General features: G+C 57.8%; 15 protein-coding genes and 1 pseudogene. 7 read left to right on the plus strand and 9 right to left on the minus strand.

From position 1 onward, the window contains the following. Positions 1 to 52 precede the first annotated feature (52 nt). The 3 genes from FY112_RS19020 to FY112_RS19030 all read right to left on the minus strand — a co-directional run bounded on the left by FY112_RS19020 (position 53) and on the right by FY112_RS19030 (position 3,762). Positions 53 to 757, minus strand: coding sequence for a hypothetical protein (locus tag FY112_RS19020; RefSeq protein WP_043294748.1), 705 nt, complete (start codon positions 755 to 757; stop codon positions 53 to 55). A 79-nt stretch (positions 758 to 836) separates the two neighbouring features. Then, positions 837 to 2,048, minus strand: coding sequence for a polysaccharide biosynthesis/export family protein (locus tag FY112_RS19025; RefSeq protein WP_051077396.1), 1,212 nt, complete (start codon positions 2,046 to 2,048; stop codon positions 837 to 839). 289 nt (positions 2,049 to 2,337) lie between these two features. Then, positions 2,338 to 3,762, minus strand: coding sequence for an O-antigen ligase family protein (locus tag FY112_RS19030; RefSeq protein WP_151519050.1), 1,425 nt, complete (start codon positions 3,760 to 3,762; stop codon positions 2,338 to 2,340). Between the two features lie 309 nt (positions 3,763 to 4,071). Here FY112_RS19030 and FY112_RS19035 point away from each other — a divergent pair, with 309 nt between their 5' ends. Together FY112_RS19035 and FY112_RS19040 are read left to right on the plus strand one after the other, a co-directional pair. Further along, positions 4,072 to 4,671 carry a transglutaminase-like cysteine peptidase gene (locus FY112_RS19035; RefSeq protein WP_131629772.1) on the plus strand — a complete coding sequence of 200 codons (600 nt, stop codon included), beginning with the start codon at positions 4,072 to 4,074 and terminating at the stop codon, positions 4,669 to 4,671. A gap of 269 nt (positions 4,672 to 4,940) precedes the next feature. Further along, positions 4,941 to 6,269, plus strand: a complete 1,329-nt coding sequence (locus FY112_RS19040) for a UDP-glucose/GDP-mannose dehydrogenase family protein (RefSeq protein WP_138330261.1) — start codon at positions 4,941 to 4,943, stop codon at positions 6,267 to 6,269. A 115-nt stretch (positions 6,270 to 6,384) separates the two neighbouring features. Here the strand turns inward: FY112_RS19040 and FY112_RS19045 are convergent, their stop codons facing one another. Continuing rightward, the gene (locus FY112_RS19045; RefSeq protein WP_131639700.1) at positions 6,385 to 7,176 is read right to left on the minus strand and encodes a metallophosphoesterase family protein; all 792 of its coding nucleotides are present in this window, start codon (positions 7,174 to 7,176) and stop codon (positions 6,385 to 6,387) included. Positions 7,177 to 7,249: 73 nt separating this feature from the next. Continuing rightward, positions 7,250 to 7,492 (minus strand): annotated as a pseudogene (locus FY112_RS37920) (TolC family protein); the annotation flags it as partial. A gap of 358 nt (positions 7,493 to 7,850) precedes the next feature. On the opposite strand from FY112_RS37920, the gene FY112_RS19055 reads away from it, so the two are divergent. Then, the gene (locus tag FY112_RS19055; protein ID WP_003542164.1) at positions 7,851 to 8,093 is read left to right on the plus strand and encodes a KTSC domain-containing protein; all 243 of its coding nucleotides are present in this window, start codon (positions 7,851 to 7,853) and stop codon (positions 8,091 to 8,093) included. Between the two features lie 104 nt (positions 8,094 to 8,197). Here FY112_RS19055 and FY112_RS19060 read toward each other — a convergent pair whose 3' ends face one another. The 3 genes from FY112_RS19060 to ung form a co-directional block, all read right to left on the minus strand. After that, on the minus strand, positions 8,198 to 8,803 hold the full coding sequence (locus FY112_RS19060) for an alpha/beta hydrolase (protein ID WP_131639701.1): 606 nt from the start codon (positions 8,801 to 8,803) through the stop codon (positions 8,198 to 8,200). An 11-nt stretch (positions 8,804 to 8,814) separates the two neighbouring features. Next, positions 8,815 to 9,744, minus strand: a complete 930-nt coding sequence (locus FY112_RS19065; RefSeq protein WP_151519047.1) for a VOC family protein — start codon at positions 9,742 to 9,744, stop codon at positions 8,815 to 8,817. Between the two features lie 135 nt (positions 9,745 to 9,879). Continuing rightward, a complete protein-coding gene (gene ung, locus FY112_RS19070) occupies positions 9,880 to 10,581 on the minus strand; it encodes a uracil-DNA glycosylase (protein ID WP_017961679.1) in 702 nt (233 codons plus the stop codon). 239 nt (positions 10,582 to 10,820) lie between these two features. Between ung and FY112_RS19075 the strand changes: the two genes are divergently transcribed. The 3 genes from FY112_RS19075 (at position 10,821) to FY112_RS19085 (ending at position 14,133) form a co-directional block, all read left to right on the plus strand. Next, positions 10,821 to 12,245 carry a phosphomannomutase gene (locus FY112_RS19075; RefSeq protein WP_151519048.1) on the plus strand — a complete coding sequence of 475 codons (1,425 nt, stop codon included), beginning with the start codon at positions 10,821 to 10,823 and terminating at the stop codon, positions 12,243 to 12,245. A gap of 36 nt (positions 12,246 to 12,281) precedes the next feature. Then, the gene (locus FY112_RS19080) at positions 12,282 to 13,709 is read left to right on the plus strand and encodes a mannose-1-phosphate guanylyltransferase/mannose-6-phosphate isomerase (protein ID WP_131629777.1); all 1,428 of its coding nucleotides are present in this window, start codon (positions 12,282 to 12,284) and stop codon (positions 13,707 to 13,709) included. Positions 13,710 to 13,827: 118 nt separating this feature from the next. Then, entirely contained in the window at positions 13,828 to 14,133 is a 306-nt protein-coding gene (locus FY112_RS19085) for a hypothetical protein (RefSeq protein ID WP_026158824.1), read from the plus strand. Between the two features lie 20 nt (positions 14,134 to 14,153). Here FY112_RS19085 and FY112_RS19090 read toward each other — a convergent pair whose 3' ends face one another. Continuing rightward, positions 14,154 to 15,110: an endonuclease/exonuclease/phosphatase family protein gene (locus tag FY112_RS19090; RefSeq protein ID WP_131644889.1), complete on the minus strand. Its 957-nt coding sequence runs from the start codon at positions 15,108 to 15,110 to the stop codon at positions 14,154 to 14,156. 281 nt (positions 15,111 to 15,391) lie between these two features. Here FY112_RS19090 and FY112_RS19095 point away from each other — a divergent pair. Beyond that, the coding region (locus tag FY112_RS19095; protein WP_151519049.1) for an NAD-dependent epimerase/dehydratase family protein at positions 15,392 to 15,554 on the plus strand (163 nt) is incomplete at its 3' end.

The following is a 15,554-nucleotide window of genomic DNA, read 5'->3' on the forward strand; positions in this document are numbered from 1 at the left end:
TCGATCTCCAACAAATGCGTCAAGCGCTAAGATCTAAGGGCAATTCCAGCTATTATATGACCGGGACACTCTGACTCGTCGACTCCGTCGTATCGGTAGACGACTGCCCTCCCGCTCCGGTGCTGAGGATCGTCGTCGTTGAAGTCGACGATGAATCATCTGCGCCGGCATTCGAAACCTTCAGCGTACCCGCTGTTGTCGCAGCGCCGTCGAACGGCGTACCATCGTCCGCTCCAGGCCCGGTTTGTCCAACTTGCCCGTCATTGCCGATGCCGGATGCGGCGGCGGCGGCACTTGCACCCGGGCCGAGCGCCGCGGTCCCGCCTTCGGCAAGGACCTTTGCAAAGGCTGCAAGCAGCGGCGCCAGGTTCGGATCGGCACTCGCCGCCTCGGCAACAGCCTTTTCGATCGCCAGTTTGAATTGCGGATCCGTCACCTGGCAGCTGTTTGCGGCCCGTCCGAGACCGGAGCCGATAGCCGCCATCTGTGCGGCACTGGCCTTCTTGGCCTGCTCGATCACTGGCGACAGCGCATCATTGCTGCTTCCAACCAGCGCGCGAACACGCGATGACAAAACCAACGGATCGGACATGTCGAGCAGAACGGCCGGGCTAGCCGTAAATCCGCTGACATCGACGGAAGTCAGATTTGCCGGACCCAAGCAAGCTGCCGCAAAAGCGCTTGAATTCATGCCGGCAAACATCGCGACGACAATTCCGCTATATGCAAGCTTACGATAAACACCAGACCTTGCCATAACCACGCCCTTCATCAAATCCGCTATATAGGCCGCCGTCATTGATCATTCGCGATCGATGACAGCCCGCCTATTTCAATCAATTTCCAAGATCCTGTACCGCGTTACTGGTATCGTTCGCATCGTCGGCCACTCCGGAAACAGTGGATGATACCGAGTTCACGATGTCAAGGAACTTGACCAGTTCGACAGAGTCCGAATTGGAAATATAGATAATATCCTTGTCTTCCATCTTGAATTGCTGAACAGCAAACAGGGTTGCCGGGTCGCGCATATTCGCACGAATGATCACCGGAACCATTTCACCAGCAAATCTCGTCGTGTCCACATGCATCGCTTGAACCGTTTTCTTCGGGACAAGACGATAGAGCAGGACCTGAGCCGGGTCGGCGCGGTCGTCGCGTAGGCCGCCCGCCTTGGCGATTGCCTCTCCAAGGGTCAGGTTGGACTCTTCGAAATCGAACCGACCGCTGACGCCTGCGGCACCGAGCGCAAGATAGGTGCGGCGCTCATGATCGATCGAGATCGTATCATCCGGCGCAACATAGATATTTTCGGCCGGGTTCTTCAACAGCGTAGTGTAGGCGACGGTTGCCGTCTTGCCGCGGCGCTGCAGCGTCACATTCGTTTCGATATTGTTGGTCGTCAAACCGCCCGCGGCGGAAATGATATCGAGAACACGCTCACCGGCCGGGCTGATCTCGACGCGCTGGGGATTGTTGACATCACCGAGCACAGCAACCTGACTGGAGCGGCTTGTCGTTGTCGTAATAACCACCTGCGGTTCAATCGCGCGGCTCGCCAGGCGATCCTCAACGTCCTGCTCTACGGTCTCCTTCAGGCGACCGGCAGCCGGAACCCGACCCGCATAGGGAATTGTGATCGTTCCGTTTCTATCGATGGTCTGCTCTGGCAGCGAGATGTAATTGCCGGGTCGGCTACCTGCATCGGACGGAATGAAGAGACCGCCGGACTGAGCTTCGAAGATGGCAACCGAAACGACATCGCCGTAACCGAGCGGAATTTCGGGCGCCCCGCCTCGACCACCACCAAAACCTTTGAACGAGGTCGGCTGGGGAGCGGTAAAATACGACAGGACGTTCTTGCTGAGATCAACCAGGGCGTAGTCGATACCGACCCGACGTTCCTTCGTTGTCACTTTCACCGCTGCATCTCGATCAACGTCTTTGTGATCGGGACCGGATCTTGGCAACGAGGTGCAGCTTGCCAATATAGTCGTAAGCGCTACAACAATGGCGACGCGTGTACTACCGATACGAGAACAACCCATAGAATACCCTGCGTTTACGCCCCTGAAGCTACTGCCCCGCGATCTGACAAAATACAAGACAATCCCCGATCAATAACACTTAAAGCCGATTAACATTCCCCTAACTGTGGCAGGCTGGCAACGCCGAGCCCCTTAGGAAGCGAAAAACGACTTCGGTCCGACTTTTCTTGCGTCGCAACAATCCGAAGGCTGCACCCGCTATAAAATTTCTTGGGTTTCAGAGTCAACCGTTCGCACCTGCACAATCGATCTTTTCCGAAAATCTTATTAAAATCCATCCATTTAAACTTTACGTGGTTAACGGCCGCTCATATGCCATGTCCGCGTTTCCATTGCTACGTCCGAGGCATATCGCGACAACCGCACTCAGGAAGGCGGAGTAAAACACCGCAAAACCCGGTATCTGCAGCGAAAAATCGACCGCCGCATGAAGGGCGACCAAAACGGTCGCCGCCAAGCCAAGAAGAACATAGTGCCTGAGACGCCGTCGTTGGACGAGCCCGTGCCGGAACACTCTGGCAAGCACCGAAAGGGCAAGGACTGTCGCAATCGGGAACAATATTCCGAGGCCCAGAAATCCTTCGAGATAGAAATTATGCGCACGGTCGAAGACCCCGAAAATTCCGCAAGCCGGATCGCGGTAGGCGGAAAACACGGTCCGGAAGGTTCCGAGCCCCGTTCCCGTCAACCAATGATCCGAGATGGCACGCCATATGCCCGGCAGAATGCAAAACCGATCGTCATCCTCGAGTCGCCGCTCTTGAGCGCGCAAAATCGCCTGGCCCGCAAACACCGTCAGCAGCAGCACGACGAAACCAATCGCCGAGAGGAGCTTCAGCAACGAACGCCATCTTGGCGCCGGTCTCAGATGACGCCTCGAGCCGTTCCAATTGATGACAAGCCATGGAAAATAGATGAGAGCGGCAACAAAGGTGGCAAATATCCCGGCACGCGAGCGGCTCAGCATCAGTGCGGTGAAGCATGCGCATAAGAGTAGGATATAGATCCACGATCTCAAGAGAAGCGCGTTTCTGCCCGGCTCGCCGGGCGGATAGTTCGAATAGGCTCGGGTAATATCCCTGACCAGGGTCAGCATCAGCAGCGTTCCAAGCCCGAGGAAGGTCGCGGCGGTATTGCGGTTGACGAAGACCGCAGTCAGGCTGTCGAGGTAGGCGCGTTTCTCCACGACAATCAGGATGTTGGGAAACAGCAAAAACTGCAGCAGGCCGAAAACAGCGATGATGCCCGCCGTAAGCCCGAGCCCTGTCAGCACTTTCCGCGCGCGCTGGTCGGTATCGCATAAGAGCAGCCCGGTCAGAAATGTGACGAAAGGCAGGGCGACCCAGAGGATCGACGCGAGCGTATCGGCCGGTCCGACCGAGATCGCCGCGGACTGCGCACCTGCCAGGTCACGCGCGGCATTCCAGGCGGGATTCGCCAACCAATTGGAGGGCAGCTCGATGGTTTGGATGAACGTCCAGCCCGCCAGTACGACGAGTAGAAACAAAGCGATACTGAAAACCCATCTGCTTTGTCTCGGCTCTCCGAACAGGAGTCCCGAAATGATGGCGAGGGCAAACATCCCGATCGCGGCGAAGGCGAAGGGAAAGGGCGTGACGCTCCCGAACGGTATGAGAGTCAATATAACGAGGCCGATGAAGGCAAAAAGCAAAACCTCTCGCAAGACCCGCTTATTGATGAGGTTGGAGAACATGTGAATTCGTTTACCAGAGTAGGCGGCGACCAAAGTGATTGCAACCGAAGAGATTAATTTACTCGTACTAACATAAGTTGAACATCAAGCGCTTGCGTGCTAAAGTGTAACAGAATTCCACATCGTTTAAAATTGTCGCGAAAGGTTTAAGCCAATCGAGACAAGGCCCGGCTATGCTCCTTCCAAGCAGCAGAAACGGGACAGATATTCTGCGCCCAATACTTGGCAGATCATCAGATCGCCATGCCATTGACCGAGAAAAAAGGCAAGCCTGATCTCAATCGGTTGCCCTGAACGGGGATTTAAGAGATGAAGAAAACAGTCGTTACGCTTCTGGCACTGGCCTTTACAGCAGGCAATGCATGCTCGGCATTTGCCGCCGGTCCCGCAGGTTTTGCCCGCGGCCTGACCGGTAGTTCGGCGGTCAGTTATATCTCTGAAAAAGGCAAGATCATTCCGCCTTTCGCCCAGGTGCTGTTCTGCGCCCAGAACCCGACCGAATGCCGCGACAACAATGGTTTGGCGGTCGTTGCGATGACGGACAAGCAAATGCTGCAACTGAAGGACGTCAACACCGCCGTCAATCGTACGATGATCGGCCGGAACGACTCCCGCAACGAACTGAATGGCGACGTCTGGAAGGTGAATGTGCGCAGTGGCGACTGCGAAGATTTCGCTTTGACCAAACGCAGCCGGCTGATTGCGATGGGCTGGTCGTCGCGCGCTTTGCGGATCGCGACGGCATATACGCCCTCCGGTGAAGGACATGCGGTCCTCGTCGTCAGAACCGACAAGGGCGATCTCGTCCTCGACAATAGGAAAAGCAGCATCAAGAACTGGCGCGATACCGATCTGCGCTGGGACAAGATTCAATCGGGAACAGACCCCTACGTCTGGTTCCGGCTATAACAGCCGAGGCAGCGGCACAGACTGATTGATCCTGTTTCCGGATTGAAGTCGAGCCTGCTCTGACGAGCCGCTCGACTTGTCATATCGCCCACACAAACCTATGTTTTGGCTATCGACGGGGCAGCGCGCGGCAAGCTGCGGTGCCCGGAGTTCGATTTTCGATGTGGGTTTCAGGCGATCTTCGGTATTGTCTTTTCGTCCAGATTAACTATGACGAACGTCATGCTGCGACGCAGCATGACGTTCTACTCTAATGATTTGAGGGAAATATGCGCATCACGATGATTGGATCAGGCTATGTCGGCCTCGTTTCAGGCGTTTGCTTTGCGGATTTCGGCCACGACGTCATCTGCGTCGACAAGGATCTGAGTAAGATCGAAGCCCTTCGCGAAGGCCGCATTCCGATCTACGAGCCGGGTCTCGAGCAATTGGTCGCCGAAAATACCAGCACCGGCCGGCTGTCGTTTTCGACTGATGTCGGCGAAAGCGTCCGCAGCGCCGATGTTGTGTTCATCGCAGTCGGCACGCCGTCCAGGCGCGGCGACGGCCACGCAGACCTTTCCTATGTCTACGCCGCTGCACGCGAGATTGCCACCTATGTGGAAGGCTTCACCGTTATCGTCACCAAGTCGACGGTGCCGGTCGGCACGGGAGACGAGGTCGAGCGCATCATGCGCGAAACCAATCCCGCGGCGGATGTCGCTGTCGTTTCCAATCCGGAATTCCTGCGTGAAGGTGCGGCGATCGAAGACTTCAAGCGTCCCGACCGTATCGTCGTCGGCCTGAACGACGACCGGGCGCGCGAAACCATGACCGAGGTCTACCGCCCGCTCTATCTCAACCAGGCCCCCTTGGTCTTCACCACCCGCCGCACCTCCGAACTGATCAAATATGCGGCCAATGCCTTCCTCGCGATGAAGATCACCTTCATCAACGAGATTGCCGATCTCTGCGAACGGGTCGACGCAAACGTCCAGGACGTTTCGCGCGGAATCGGTCTCGACGGCCGTATCGGCTCCAAGTTCCTGCATGCCGGCCCAGGTTACGGCGGTTCGTGCTTCCCCAAGGATACGCTTGCACTTGCCAAGACGGCGCAGGATTACGACGCGCCGATGCGTCTCATCGAGACGACGATCTCGATCAACGACAACCGCAAGCGGGCGATGGGACGCAAAGTCATTTCGGCCGTCGGCGGAGACATTCGCGGCAAGAAGATCGCGATCCTCGGCCTGACCTTCAAGCCGAACACCGACGATATGCGCGACAGCCCGGCGATCGCAGTCATCCAGACCCTGCAGGACGCCGGCGCGCAAGTGGTCGGCTACGATCCCGAGGGCATGGAGAACGCCCGCAAAGTAATCGACAACATCGAATATGCGAGCGGCCCCTATGAAGCGGCCGCCGGTGCGGATGCGCTTGTCATCGTCACCGAATGGAACCAGTTCCGCGCGCTCGATTTCAGTCGCCTCAAGCAATCGATGCGCGCTCCGATCCTGGTCGATCTGCGCAATATCTACCGCAGCGACGAAGTCCGCAAACACGGCTTTACCTATACCGGCATCGGCACCAACCTTTATCAGGAAACGACCGGCGCCTGAGATAGCCTCCTGAACATCTGATCGTCCTGACGCCGCGGAGCATAATCCGCGGCGTTTGGTTTTGAGCATGACGCCGAAAAGTGTAAGCGTTTCGGACGACATCATACTCACCGATTTAAAGAATTCCGACCCGTGTCCCCTTTATTGTCAGCACAGTCAGCCGGCCCGTCGCCGAAACCGCAGTGTCGATACCGATGCGTTGCGGACCGAATGTCGGGATTCGCGCCGGGGTATGGCCGTGGATCACGAGGACAGGAAGCTGCGGCCCTTCATCCAGGAAGGGCTGACGGATCCACATGAGGTCGCTGTCTTTCTGCCTCTTGAGGTCGATGCCCGGCCTGATGCCCGCATGAACGAAGAGGATCCTTCCCATCCGCAGCATGACCGGCAGCGATTCCAGAAATTGGATATGCCGCTCGGGTATCATGTTGCGAATGACTCGGGCGATTGTTTCGCTTCCAGCCGCCGACTGCAGCAGATGCTCGATATCGATACCGTATGAGTGCAGCGTCTCCGTTCCGGCAAAGCCAAGCCATTCAAGAATGCGCGCCGGTTTGCGATAGAGATTCACCAGCTCCGCGTCATGATTGCCGCACAGGACGAAACGTTGAAACCCCGGCGGCGGGGTCCTGCTCAGGAATTCCAGCACCGCGCTCGAATCCGGCCCGCGATCGACATAATCGCCGAGCATGACGATGAGCTTCGGCCCCGGAATGCGCGCGGCATCCTCCTCGATGCGGCGATGTGCCTCGACGAGTTCTTTATAACATCCGTGAACATCGCTCATCGCGTAGACCGCAGCGAATTCGCCTTCGGCAAACGTCAGCCGAGCGCGTCCTTTACGGTTGCCAGCCAGTATCGCTATCTGTTGTCGCCATGGCGCTAGATAGTTAAACATGGAACCCATTTATGAGACCCGACCGAATGGCGGGTTGTCCGAAACAATCCATCTCTTATCCATCGCTGCAACGGCATGAGGCTCAGTGTTCATAAGAATTTGGCCTGATCGCGGCTCCATTGAAGTTGTAACCCGAACCAATTGCCGCATTCAGAGCGACATAGTCCTTCGCCATTTGCTGCACCGCCTGCGCCAGTTTCGCCTGACTGGTCGCGACCGAACGCTGCGCATCCAGCACATCAAGCAAGGAGGATTGTCCATCCTTGTAGCTCCCGATTGAAAGCGCAAGAGTCTCCTGCGTGGTCTTCACCTCAGCGCGCAGCGCCCGCGACTCGGCAACGCCGATATTGGCCGTTGCAGCGGCGAGGTCACGCCCCGCCTTGCGGATGTAATCATTCATACTTTGGAGGGTGCCGCGGTTAATATTGCGCTATAATTTGCGATATGATGGTTAATCCGGCGTTAAACCGGCGATTATTGCGTTTCTCGCGACGTTATCGGCTAATATTCCCCAAATGGAGGAGCCACAGCTATCGGATTTCCACAGGCCACACCTTCGAAAAAGCTGTAAAAATCAACCATAACGATAGCCATCAGGAAAAAATGAACGTTAAAGAAGATGATGCTTGACGCCCCCGCGGCGCAGCATAATGATGGCGCGTTGCGAGTGTGAATGACATTTCTTGATCAGGAATCTCAGATCCAAAATTGCGGGGTGCAAAGTGGAAACTGCGGTTGATTCGAAACTTATCGAGGCGATCACCTACGACGAAGACAGCCGGCATCTACGGGTCTATCTGACCAACGGTCAGAGGCGAGAATATGAAGGCGTTCCCAAGGGCGTCGTCGTCGGGTTGACGATGGCGGAATCACCGGGAAATTTCTACATGAAGGCAATCAGGGGCAAATATCCTCCTCGCCCCTAATGTCCTATCGATCACGACGATAGGATCCTTGTTTCAGCAAAGATGCGGGACCGGCATTCGCCGGTCCCGCAAACCAGTCTCCCGCCGACCGATGGTGCACGCCGTCAATAACCGCCGAGAAAATCGCGGACCGCATTGATCTCGAGCGGCGCAATCTCGTGACCGCCGGGATGCCAGACCACCCTGATCTCCGCCCCTCGGTTTTTCAGATGTTCGGACAGCGCCTCGGTCATGGAGACGGGCGCGATAGGATCCCGTTGCCCGGCCGTCATCAGCACCTTTCTTCCCGCCAGTGTCGACTGGGCTTCGGGTTGAAACGGAATGAGCGGGTGCATCAGAACCGCGGCATCGAAGATACCCTTCTCGATCAGGACATTGGCAAGAATATTTGCGCCGTTCGAAAAACCCAGGCCGAGAATATGGGAAGCCTGGTACTCGTCAGCGAATGCCTTAACGTAGGCGGCCATCTTCTCCGTCGCGCGTGAGAGATCGGGCATGTCGTAGACCCCCTCCCCGGTGCGGCGAAAGAAGCGCGCCGCGCCATGTTCGGAAACATCGCCGCGCGGCGAGAGAATCGTCGCTTCAGGCAGCAGGCGCCGGCCGAAGTCGAAGAACTGGTTCTCGTCGCCGCCGGTGCCGTGCAGCACCAGCAAGACGGGTTTATCAGGTGCACCGGCATACAGCCGGTGCACATATCCGGTTTCGGTCATATCGCCTCTCCTCACACTTCGAGCGGCTGCAGATGCTGCTCGAGCAGCGCGCGAAGATGGGCGTGCTGTTGCGGCAGTTTCAGGGCTTCGCCAAGATGGGCCGTATCCTCGTCGCGGTCGAAGCCGGGCTCATTGGTCGCGACCTCGAACAGCACGCCGCCCGGCGTGCGGAAATAGATCGCCCAGAAATAATCGCGGTCGATCACCGGCGTGACCTGATAACCGGTGTCCATCAGCGCCTTGCGCACTTCGAGTTGCTTCTCGCGGTTTTCGACGGCGAAGGCGACATGGTGGACGGAGCCGGCACCCGGAAGGGCGCGGGCAATGTTCGGCATGGTCTCGAGATCGATGAGATGCGCGCCATTGCCGGAGGGCTTGATCAGCCGCTTGACGCCGTCCCTTTCCTCGGCGACCTCGTAACCCATGAACTTCAAGAGTTCGGCCGTGGCGCCTTCGTCCCTCAGCCGCATGGCGACGGAGTGGAAGCCGTAAATGGCATGGTCTTCGCTGATGCCGCCATGTGTCCAGGCCTGGCGGGCGTCCTTTACCTCGACGAGCGCGAAGCCATCGCCATCCGGGCCGGAGAAGTTCAGCCGTTTTTCGCCGAAACTTTCCTCGGCCTTCAGGCCGCCGACACCAAGCGCGGCAAAGCGATCGCTCCAGAAGCCGAGCGAGCCCTGCGGAACGGAAAACACCGTCGTGCCAACTTCGCCGGTACCGGGACGGCCCTGCGCCATCTTTGGGAACGGAAAATAGGTCATGACTGTGCCGGGCGCACCGGTCTCGTCACCATAATAAAGGTGATAGACATCGGGCGCGTCGAAATTCACCGTCTTCTTGACGCGTCGCAGGCCGAGCGCACTGGTGAAAAACTGGTTGTTGGTGCGGGCATCCTGCGCCATCGACGTGACGTGGTGCAGACCCTTGATCTGATCGAGCATGTCAAACCCCTTTCATGCCCGCCGTTGCGGGCTTTCGATGAGGCTAAGATGCGCGCTGAAACTCCCGTAGAACAGACCCATAGACCAAAACGCATTGTCTTCTTTTAGTGAACGAACGCCAAAGTCCGTTCACACCTACGCCACATGGGGATCGGCCGGCAATTGCCAGTCGATCGGCGCACGTCCGCGCGACTGCAGGAAGGCATTCGCCTTCGAAAAATGCCCGCAGCCAAAAAACCCGTTATGGGCCGAAAGCGGCGAGGGATGCGGCGCCCGGAGCACGAGATGCCGCGTCGTATCGACAAAGGCGGCCTTGCGTTGGGCATAGGAACCCCACAGCATGAAGACCACGGATTCGCATTCATCGTTGACCTTGCGGATGACGGCGTCGGTGAAGCGTTCCCACCCCTTGCCCTGATGAGCAGCCGCCTGCCCTTCCTCAACGGTCAGCACGCTGTTTAGCAGGAGTACGCCCTGCTTTGCCCAATGTTCGAGAAAACCGTGACGTGCCGGCGCTATGCCAAGATCCGTCTCCATCTCCTTGTAGATATTGACCAGGGAGGGCGGTATGCGCACGCCCGGACGGACACTGAAACACAGTCCATGGGCTTGCCCGAGTCCATGATACGGGTCCTGGCCGAGGATGACGGCCTTGACGTTGGAGATCGGCGTCAGATCGAGGGCGCGGAAATATTCGCTGCCCTTGGGGAAAATCCGCTTGCCGACCTGCTTCTGCGCGACGAGGAAGGATTTGAGCTGTTGCATGTAGGGGCTTGAAAACTCCCCCTCCAGCGCGGCTTTCCAGCTCTCCTCGAGACTGACGGATGTATCGCTCATCTAGGAAAATCCTTCGCATATGACGAAACAACGGACACACGGTTCTAACAAAATCGATCTACGCTGCAATGCCTGCCGGCGCGGCAATGGGTCTACACCTCCAGAATTCGGTGAGAGAAGATTGCAAGAGACTATCCGAGGCACCGTCGTCCGTATTTAACTATATGATGGCTTTGGTATTTACGCCGGCAGGCGGCCTGAGTAGAACTTTGATCGTGAAATCGGAGCCATGTCTTCCCATGAAATTCGGCACCAGCGGCCTTCGCGGACTTTCAGTCGACCTCAAGGGACGCGCCTCCGCCCTCTACGCCACCGCGTTCGGCAAATATCTGCTGCAGACCGGCAAGGCGCGGGCCGGCGACGTCATTCTGATCGGCCGCGATTTTCGCGATTCAAGCCCTGAAATCTCGGGGAATTGTGCCGGTGCGCTTGCCGCGCTCGGCTTCCGGACATTCGACTGCGGCACCGTCCCCACACCCGCCCTTGCCCTCTATGGCCTCGAGAGCAACGCCGCCTGCCTGATGGTTACGGGCTCGCATATTCCGGCGGACCGCAACGGCATCAAATTCTATCGCCCGGATGGTGAGATCGACAAATCGGACGAGGCTGCTGTCACCGCATTGGCGGTCGAGATCGAGCGAACCGGTGAAGCGGTGACGCAGGCGCCAGCCGAGACGGAGGAGCATGAAGCGATCTGCCGTCAGCTCTTTTTCGAACGCAATACAGCCCTGCTTCCGCAAGGCGCGCTGTCCGGCATGAAGATCGGTGTCTACCAGCACAGCAGCGTCGCCCGCGACCTGTTGGTTGATGTTCTCGCCCATTACGGCGCCGAGATCACCGCTCTCGGACGTTCCGAGAGTTTCATTCCCGTCGACACCGAAGCCGTTTCCGACGAGACGATCACGCTGATGAAGCGCTGGGTGTCCGAGCACAAGTTCGATGCGATCGTCTCTACCGATGGCGACGGCGACCGCCCGCTGGTCGCAGACGAAACCGGCACGCCGTTGCGCGGTGACCTTCTCGGCCTTGTGGCAGCCAATTTCCTCGGTGCCGGCACGGTGGTGACACCGGTTACCTCCAATTCGGGCATCGAGGCCGCGGGCTCTTTCGCCGTCCGGCGCACCCGCGTCGGCTCACCCTTCGTCATTTCAGGCATGGTAGAGGCCGTGGCGGCTGGCAAGGATCATGTCATGGGCTTTGAAGCCAATGGCGGGCTGCTGACTGCAACCGCCTTTGATATCAACGGCCGGAACGTGCGTGCCTTGCCGACACGCGATTGTTTTATCCCGATGCTCGCGATCCTATCGCTCGCCGCCACCCGCAAGCAGCCGCTTTCGGCCGTTGCCGCCTCCTATCATCTGCCATTTGCCGCCGCCGACCGCCTGGAGAATTTTCCGGTCGAGACAAGCGCGGCGCTGATGCAGTATCTGCGTGCCACCGATGAAAATCTTTCGGCCTTCCTGCAGCCGATCGGCGAAGTGGCGACGAAGTCTGACATCGACGGACTTCGCGTGACACTGAAAGACGGTAGGATCATCCATTTCCGCCCGTCCGGCAATGCGCCGGAAATGCGCTGTTACGTGGAAGCCAGGAGCGAGACAGCAGCCCTGGATCTTCTGACCGCCGGGCTAACACGTATACGAGACTGGGCAGAAGCCCGCTAAACATGCGACGAACACGCTTTTTCAAGGAACCCGCCTATGACGCAGAAAATCGTTCCCGTGATCATGGCCGGCGGCAAAGGCACGCGGCTCTGGCCGCTTTCCCGTGCCACCGCACCGAAACAATTCATCCAGTTCGTCGGCGACAAGACGCTGTTTCAGGAAACCCTCGAACGCGTTTCCAATCCGGAGCTCTATGAAGCCCCGATCGTCGTCACCAATGAGGAATTCCGCTTCCTGGTCGCCGAGCAGGCCCGCGCGCTCGCCGTCCCTCTCGCTGCCGTGCTGCTCGAACCGGTCGCCCGCAACACTGCCGCGGCAGTGGCCGCCGCTGCAACGCTCGCTGGCGAGCTGTTCGGCAAGGGCACCATCATCCAGATGCTCGCCTCGGATCACGAGATCCTTGCCGATGAGAGCTATTTCGATTGCATCCGCATCGCCCGCGATGCCGCCGCCGAAGGCAGCCTCGTCACTTTCGGCATCAACCCGACGGAGCCGGCGACAGGCTACGGCTATATCGAGATCGGCGACGCGCTCAAAAACGGTGCGCACAAGGTCAAGCGCTTTATCGAAAAGCCGGCACTCGAGAAGGCCGAGCAGATGCTCGCCGACGGCGGCTTCTGCTGGAACTCGGGCATCTTCATGTTCCCGGTGACGGAACTCATCGCCGAACTGCAGGAATATGCACCCGATGTGCTGAAGGCGGCCAGCAAAGCCGTTTCGAAGGCAAGCCGCGACCTTGATTTCACCCGCCTCGACGCCGACCATTTCGCCAAGAGCCCCGATATCTCCATCGACTACGCGATCATGGAAAAGACCTCCAAGGCCGCCGTCGTCCCCTCGCCGTTCAAATGGTCAGACATGGGAAGCTGGGATGCCGTCTGGAAATCAGGCGCACGCGACAACAACGGCAATGTCGCCGCTGCAAACACCACCGTCGTCAATACCCGCAACTCGCTCGTTATGACCCATGGCGTGCATCTTGCCGTCCAGGGTATGGAGGATGTCGCCGTCATCGCCAGCGAGGACGCCGTCTATGTCGGGCCGCTTAAAGACAGCCAGAATGTTGGACAATTGGTTAAAATGCTGGCCTCGTCCTCCACTACTGCGAAATTCGCCGAAACCCATCCGACATCCTATCGCCCGTGGGGCGGCTATACCTCCATCTTCAACGGCGATCGCTTCCAGGTGAAGCGCATCTTCGTCACGCCGGGCAAGAAGCTTTCGCTGCAAAAACACCACCATCGCTCCGAACACTGGATCGTCGTCAAGGGAACGGCTGAGGTGACGGTCGGCGAGAACGTGCGTATGCTGCGCGAGAACGAAAGCGTCTACATTCCGCTGGGCGAAGTCCACCGCCTCGCCAACCCCGGAAAGATTCTTCTCGAGCTCATCGAAGTTCAGACGGGCTCCTACCTCGGCGAGGACGACATCATTCGTATCGTCGATGAGTTTGGAAGAACGTAAAATCGCAGCCGGAGCGATGGTCGGGCCTTTCCGGCGCGACCATCGTGGCTCTTGAATTTCCTCTTGGGGTTCTCGTAGAATGGATGTACCGACAGACATGACCGGAGATATCCCCCTGATGCGTACCTTGCCCGTCCTCGCCGGATTTCTTGCAATTATGGTGCCGGGAATGGCGTTTGCCGAAACGGCAAGCATGCGAACCGCAAGCGAGTCGGAAATTCGCCAGCACCTGCCCGGTACGTCCGAACTGAAAGAAAGCAAGAACGGCTACGAATATCGCGACGGCAATAAGAATGGCTACAAGATAACCAATGGCCAGGTGTGCGTCCTGTTCCCCAGCAAGAAGACCGATTGCGTCAACGTGAAGACCGACGGCAAGAGGTTTCAAATGATCGACAAAAAAGGCGGCCGAACCAGATTCTGATCTGTAGCCCACAGGTAAAGTCATTTTGCCGTTGAAGTTTCGCCGTCCTTGTCGAGAACGAAGTCGGCGATCAAGCCCGAATGGTTCGAGCCGAGATTGTCGTCGAGACGTTTCAGCGATGTCAGATGAAGCGGCGCGCGCACAAATATGTGGTCGATGGCGATCCCGAGCGCGCCGGCGCCGATCGGCCATGTTGCCGGTTCTGGCGTGATCGTTTTCAGCTTCTGCTCGCGCAGGAAAGCTTGGATGCTCGGGGCGATCGCCGAGGAGTTGAAATCACCTGACAGCACCAGAGGCCCGTCGATCGAGCCAAGCGCTTTGCCGAGATCTTCCAATTCAGCCATCTGGAAATCGTCGAAATATGGTTTGGTCAGGTGCGCCGAAACCAGATTGATAGTTTCGCCGCCGAAGTCGACGCTTGCTACGATCAGCCTGTTTTTTCGAAGACTGCCCATGCTCGCGACCTGCCGGCTGACGAACGGGTGTTTGGACAGCACCAGCGTATCGCATGTATCCTTCCCGGTATCGCAGCCGATATGGTAGGGATAGGCCTTGAACAATTGCTGCAGGTGAAACGTCAGCGGCTTGGCTTCGAGCAGATTGACGACGTCGGCATTCGACGCGATCACCATGTCGGTGATTTCAGTCGAGTTTTTCCAGTTGTCGATCGCGATGTTGAACGACATCAGACGAAAAAGCGGCGGCCTGTCGGTGCCTCTGTCGCCCTGCGAGAACTCGCGCAGCATGATGACGCCGTGAGCGATGAGAAGAATCGAGGCAAGCAGAAGGATAAAGCCGTAAATCTGCCTGTTGATAGCCAGAACGACGAGACTGGCAGCGACGAACACGACGCCGAGGTGAAGTTGAAAGCTGTAGACGAAGGACAGAAGCCAGAAGTTCGTGACATAGCGTAACAACACGATCGCGATGGCAACAGTCAGAAACGCGCAGAGAATCCAATAAATTATATCTCTCATCGATCCTGACCTGCTTGCAGACGACCGGCCGGCCATAACATGCAAGCCACCATGTTGCAATGCAGCATAACGGCCGGGAGTTGCGGCTGACCGACAGACGATATCGATGGTCTGGCCCTCATCCGGCAAGGCAGCAGCGGACAGGCCGCCGACGGTAGAGACGGGGCTGTGGCCTTCTCGTTGAAAGGCCTATCGACTCGGCCTCTTTTTATCTTGTAAGTGGGGTCACTTGATACGGAATCGGCTCTTTGCCGTCGGCAGGGAGCCGAGAAAAGGTGGGAATGCGCTACTTCATTACAGGGACTGCCGGCTTTATCGGTTTTCATCTGGCGAGGCGCCTGCTGCAAGAGGGGCATGACGTCACAGGCTTTGATGGCCTCACTCCCTATTACAACGTCAAGCTCAAGGAGATGCGCCATGCGGCACTCTCCCAGTTTCCGGCCT

Source organism: Rhizobium sp. PEPV16 (assembly GCF_008919455.1).
Lineage (GTDB): Bacteria > Pseudomonadota > Alphaproteobacteria > Rhizobiales > Rhizobiaceae > Rhizobium > Rhizobium leguminosarum_Q.

What these genes read in the sequence shown, in the direction of transcription:
- FY112_RS19020 (WP_043294748.1), bottom strand. Translation starts at nt 757, where the DNA reads ATGGCAAGGTCTGGTGTTTATCGTAAGCTTGCATATAGCGGAATTGTC.
- FY112_RS19025 (WP_051077396.1), bottom strand. Translation starts at nt 2,048, where the DNA reads ATGGGTTGTTCTCGTATCGGTAGTACACGCGTCGCCATTGTTGTAGCG.
- FY112_RS19030 (WP_151519050.1), bottom strand. Translation starts at nt 3,762, where the DNA reads ATGTTCTCCAACCTCATCAATAAGCGGGTCTTGCGAGAGGTTTTGCTT.
- FY112_RS19035 (WP_131629772.1), top strand. Translation starts at nt 4,072, where the DNA reads ATGAAGAAAACAGTCGTTACGCTTCTGGCACTGGCCTTTACAGCAGGC.
- FY112_RS19040 (WP_138330261.1), top strand. Translation starts at nt 4,941, where the DNA reads ATGCGCATCACGATGATTGGATCAGGCTATGTCGGCCTCGTTTCAGGC.
- FY112_RS19045 (WP_131639700.1), bottom strand. Translation starts at nt 7,176, where the DNA reads ATGGGTTCCATGTTTAACTATCTAGCGCCATGGCGACAACAGATAGCG.
- FY112_RS19060 (WP_131639701.1), bottom strand. Translation starts at nt 8,803, where the DNA reads ATGACCGAAACCGGATATGTGCACCGGCTGTATGCCGGTGCACCTGAT.
- FY112_RS19065 (WP_151519047.1), bottom strand. Translation starts at nt 9,744, where the DNA reads ATGCTCGATCAGATCAAGGGTCTGCACCACGTCACGTCGATGGCGCAG.
- ung (WP_017961679.1), bottom strand. Translation starts at nt 10,581, where the DNA reads ATGAGCGATACATCCGTCAGTCTCGAGGAGAGCTGGAAAGCCGCGCTG.
- FY112_RS19075 (WP_151519048.1), top strand. Translation starts at nt 10,821, where the DNA reads ATGAAATTCGGCACCAGCGGCCTTCGCGGACTTTCAGTCGACCTCAAG.
- FY112_RS19080 (WP_131629777.1), top strand. Translation starts at nt 12,282, where the DNA reads ATGACGCAGAAAATCGTTCCCGTGATCATGGCCGGCGGCAAAGGCACG.
- FY112_RS19085 (WP_026158824.1), top strand. Translation starts at nt 13,828, where the DNA reads ATGCGTACCTTGCCCGTCCTCGCCGGATTTCTTGCAATTATGGTGCCG.
- FY112_RS19090 (WP_131644889.1), bottom strand. Translation starts at nt 15,110, where the DNA reads ATGAGAGATATAATTTATTGGATTCTCTGCGCGTTTCTGACTGTTGCC.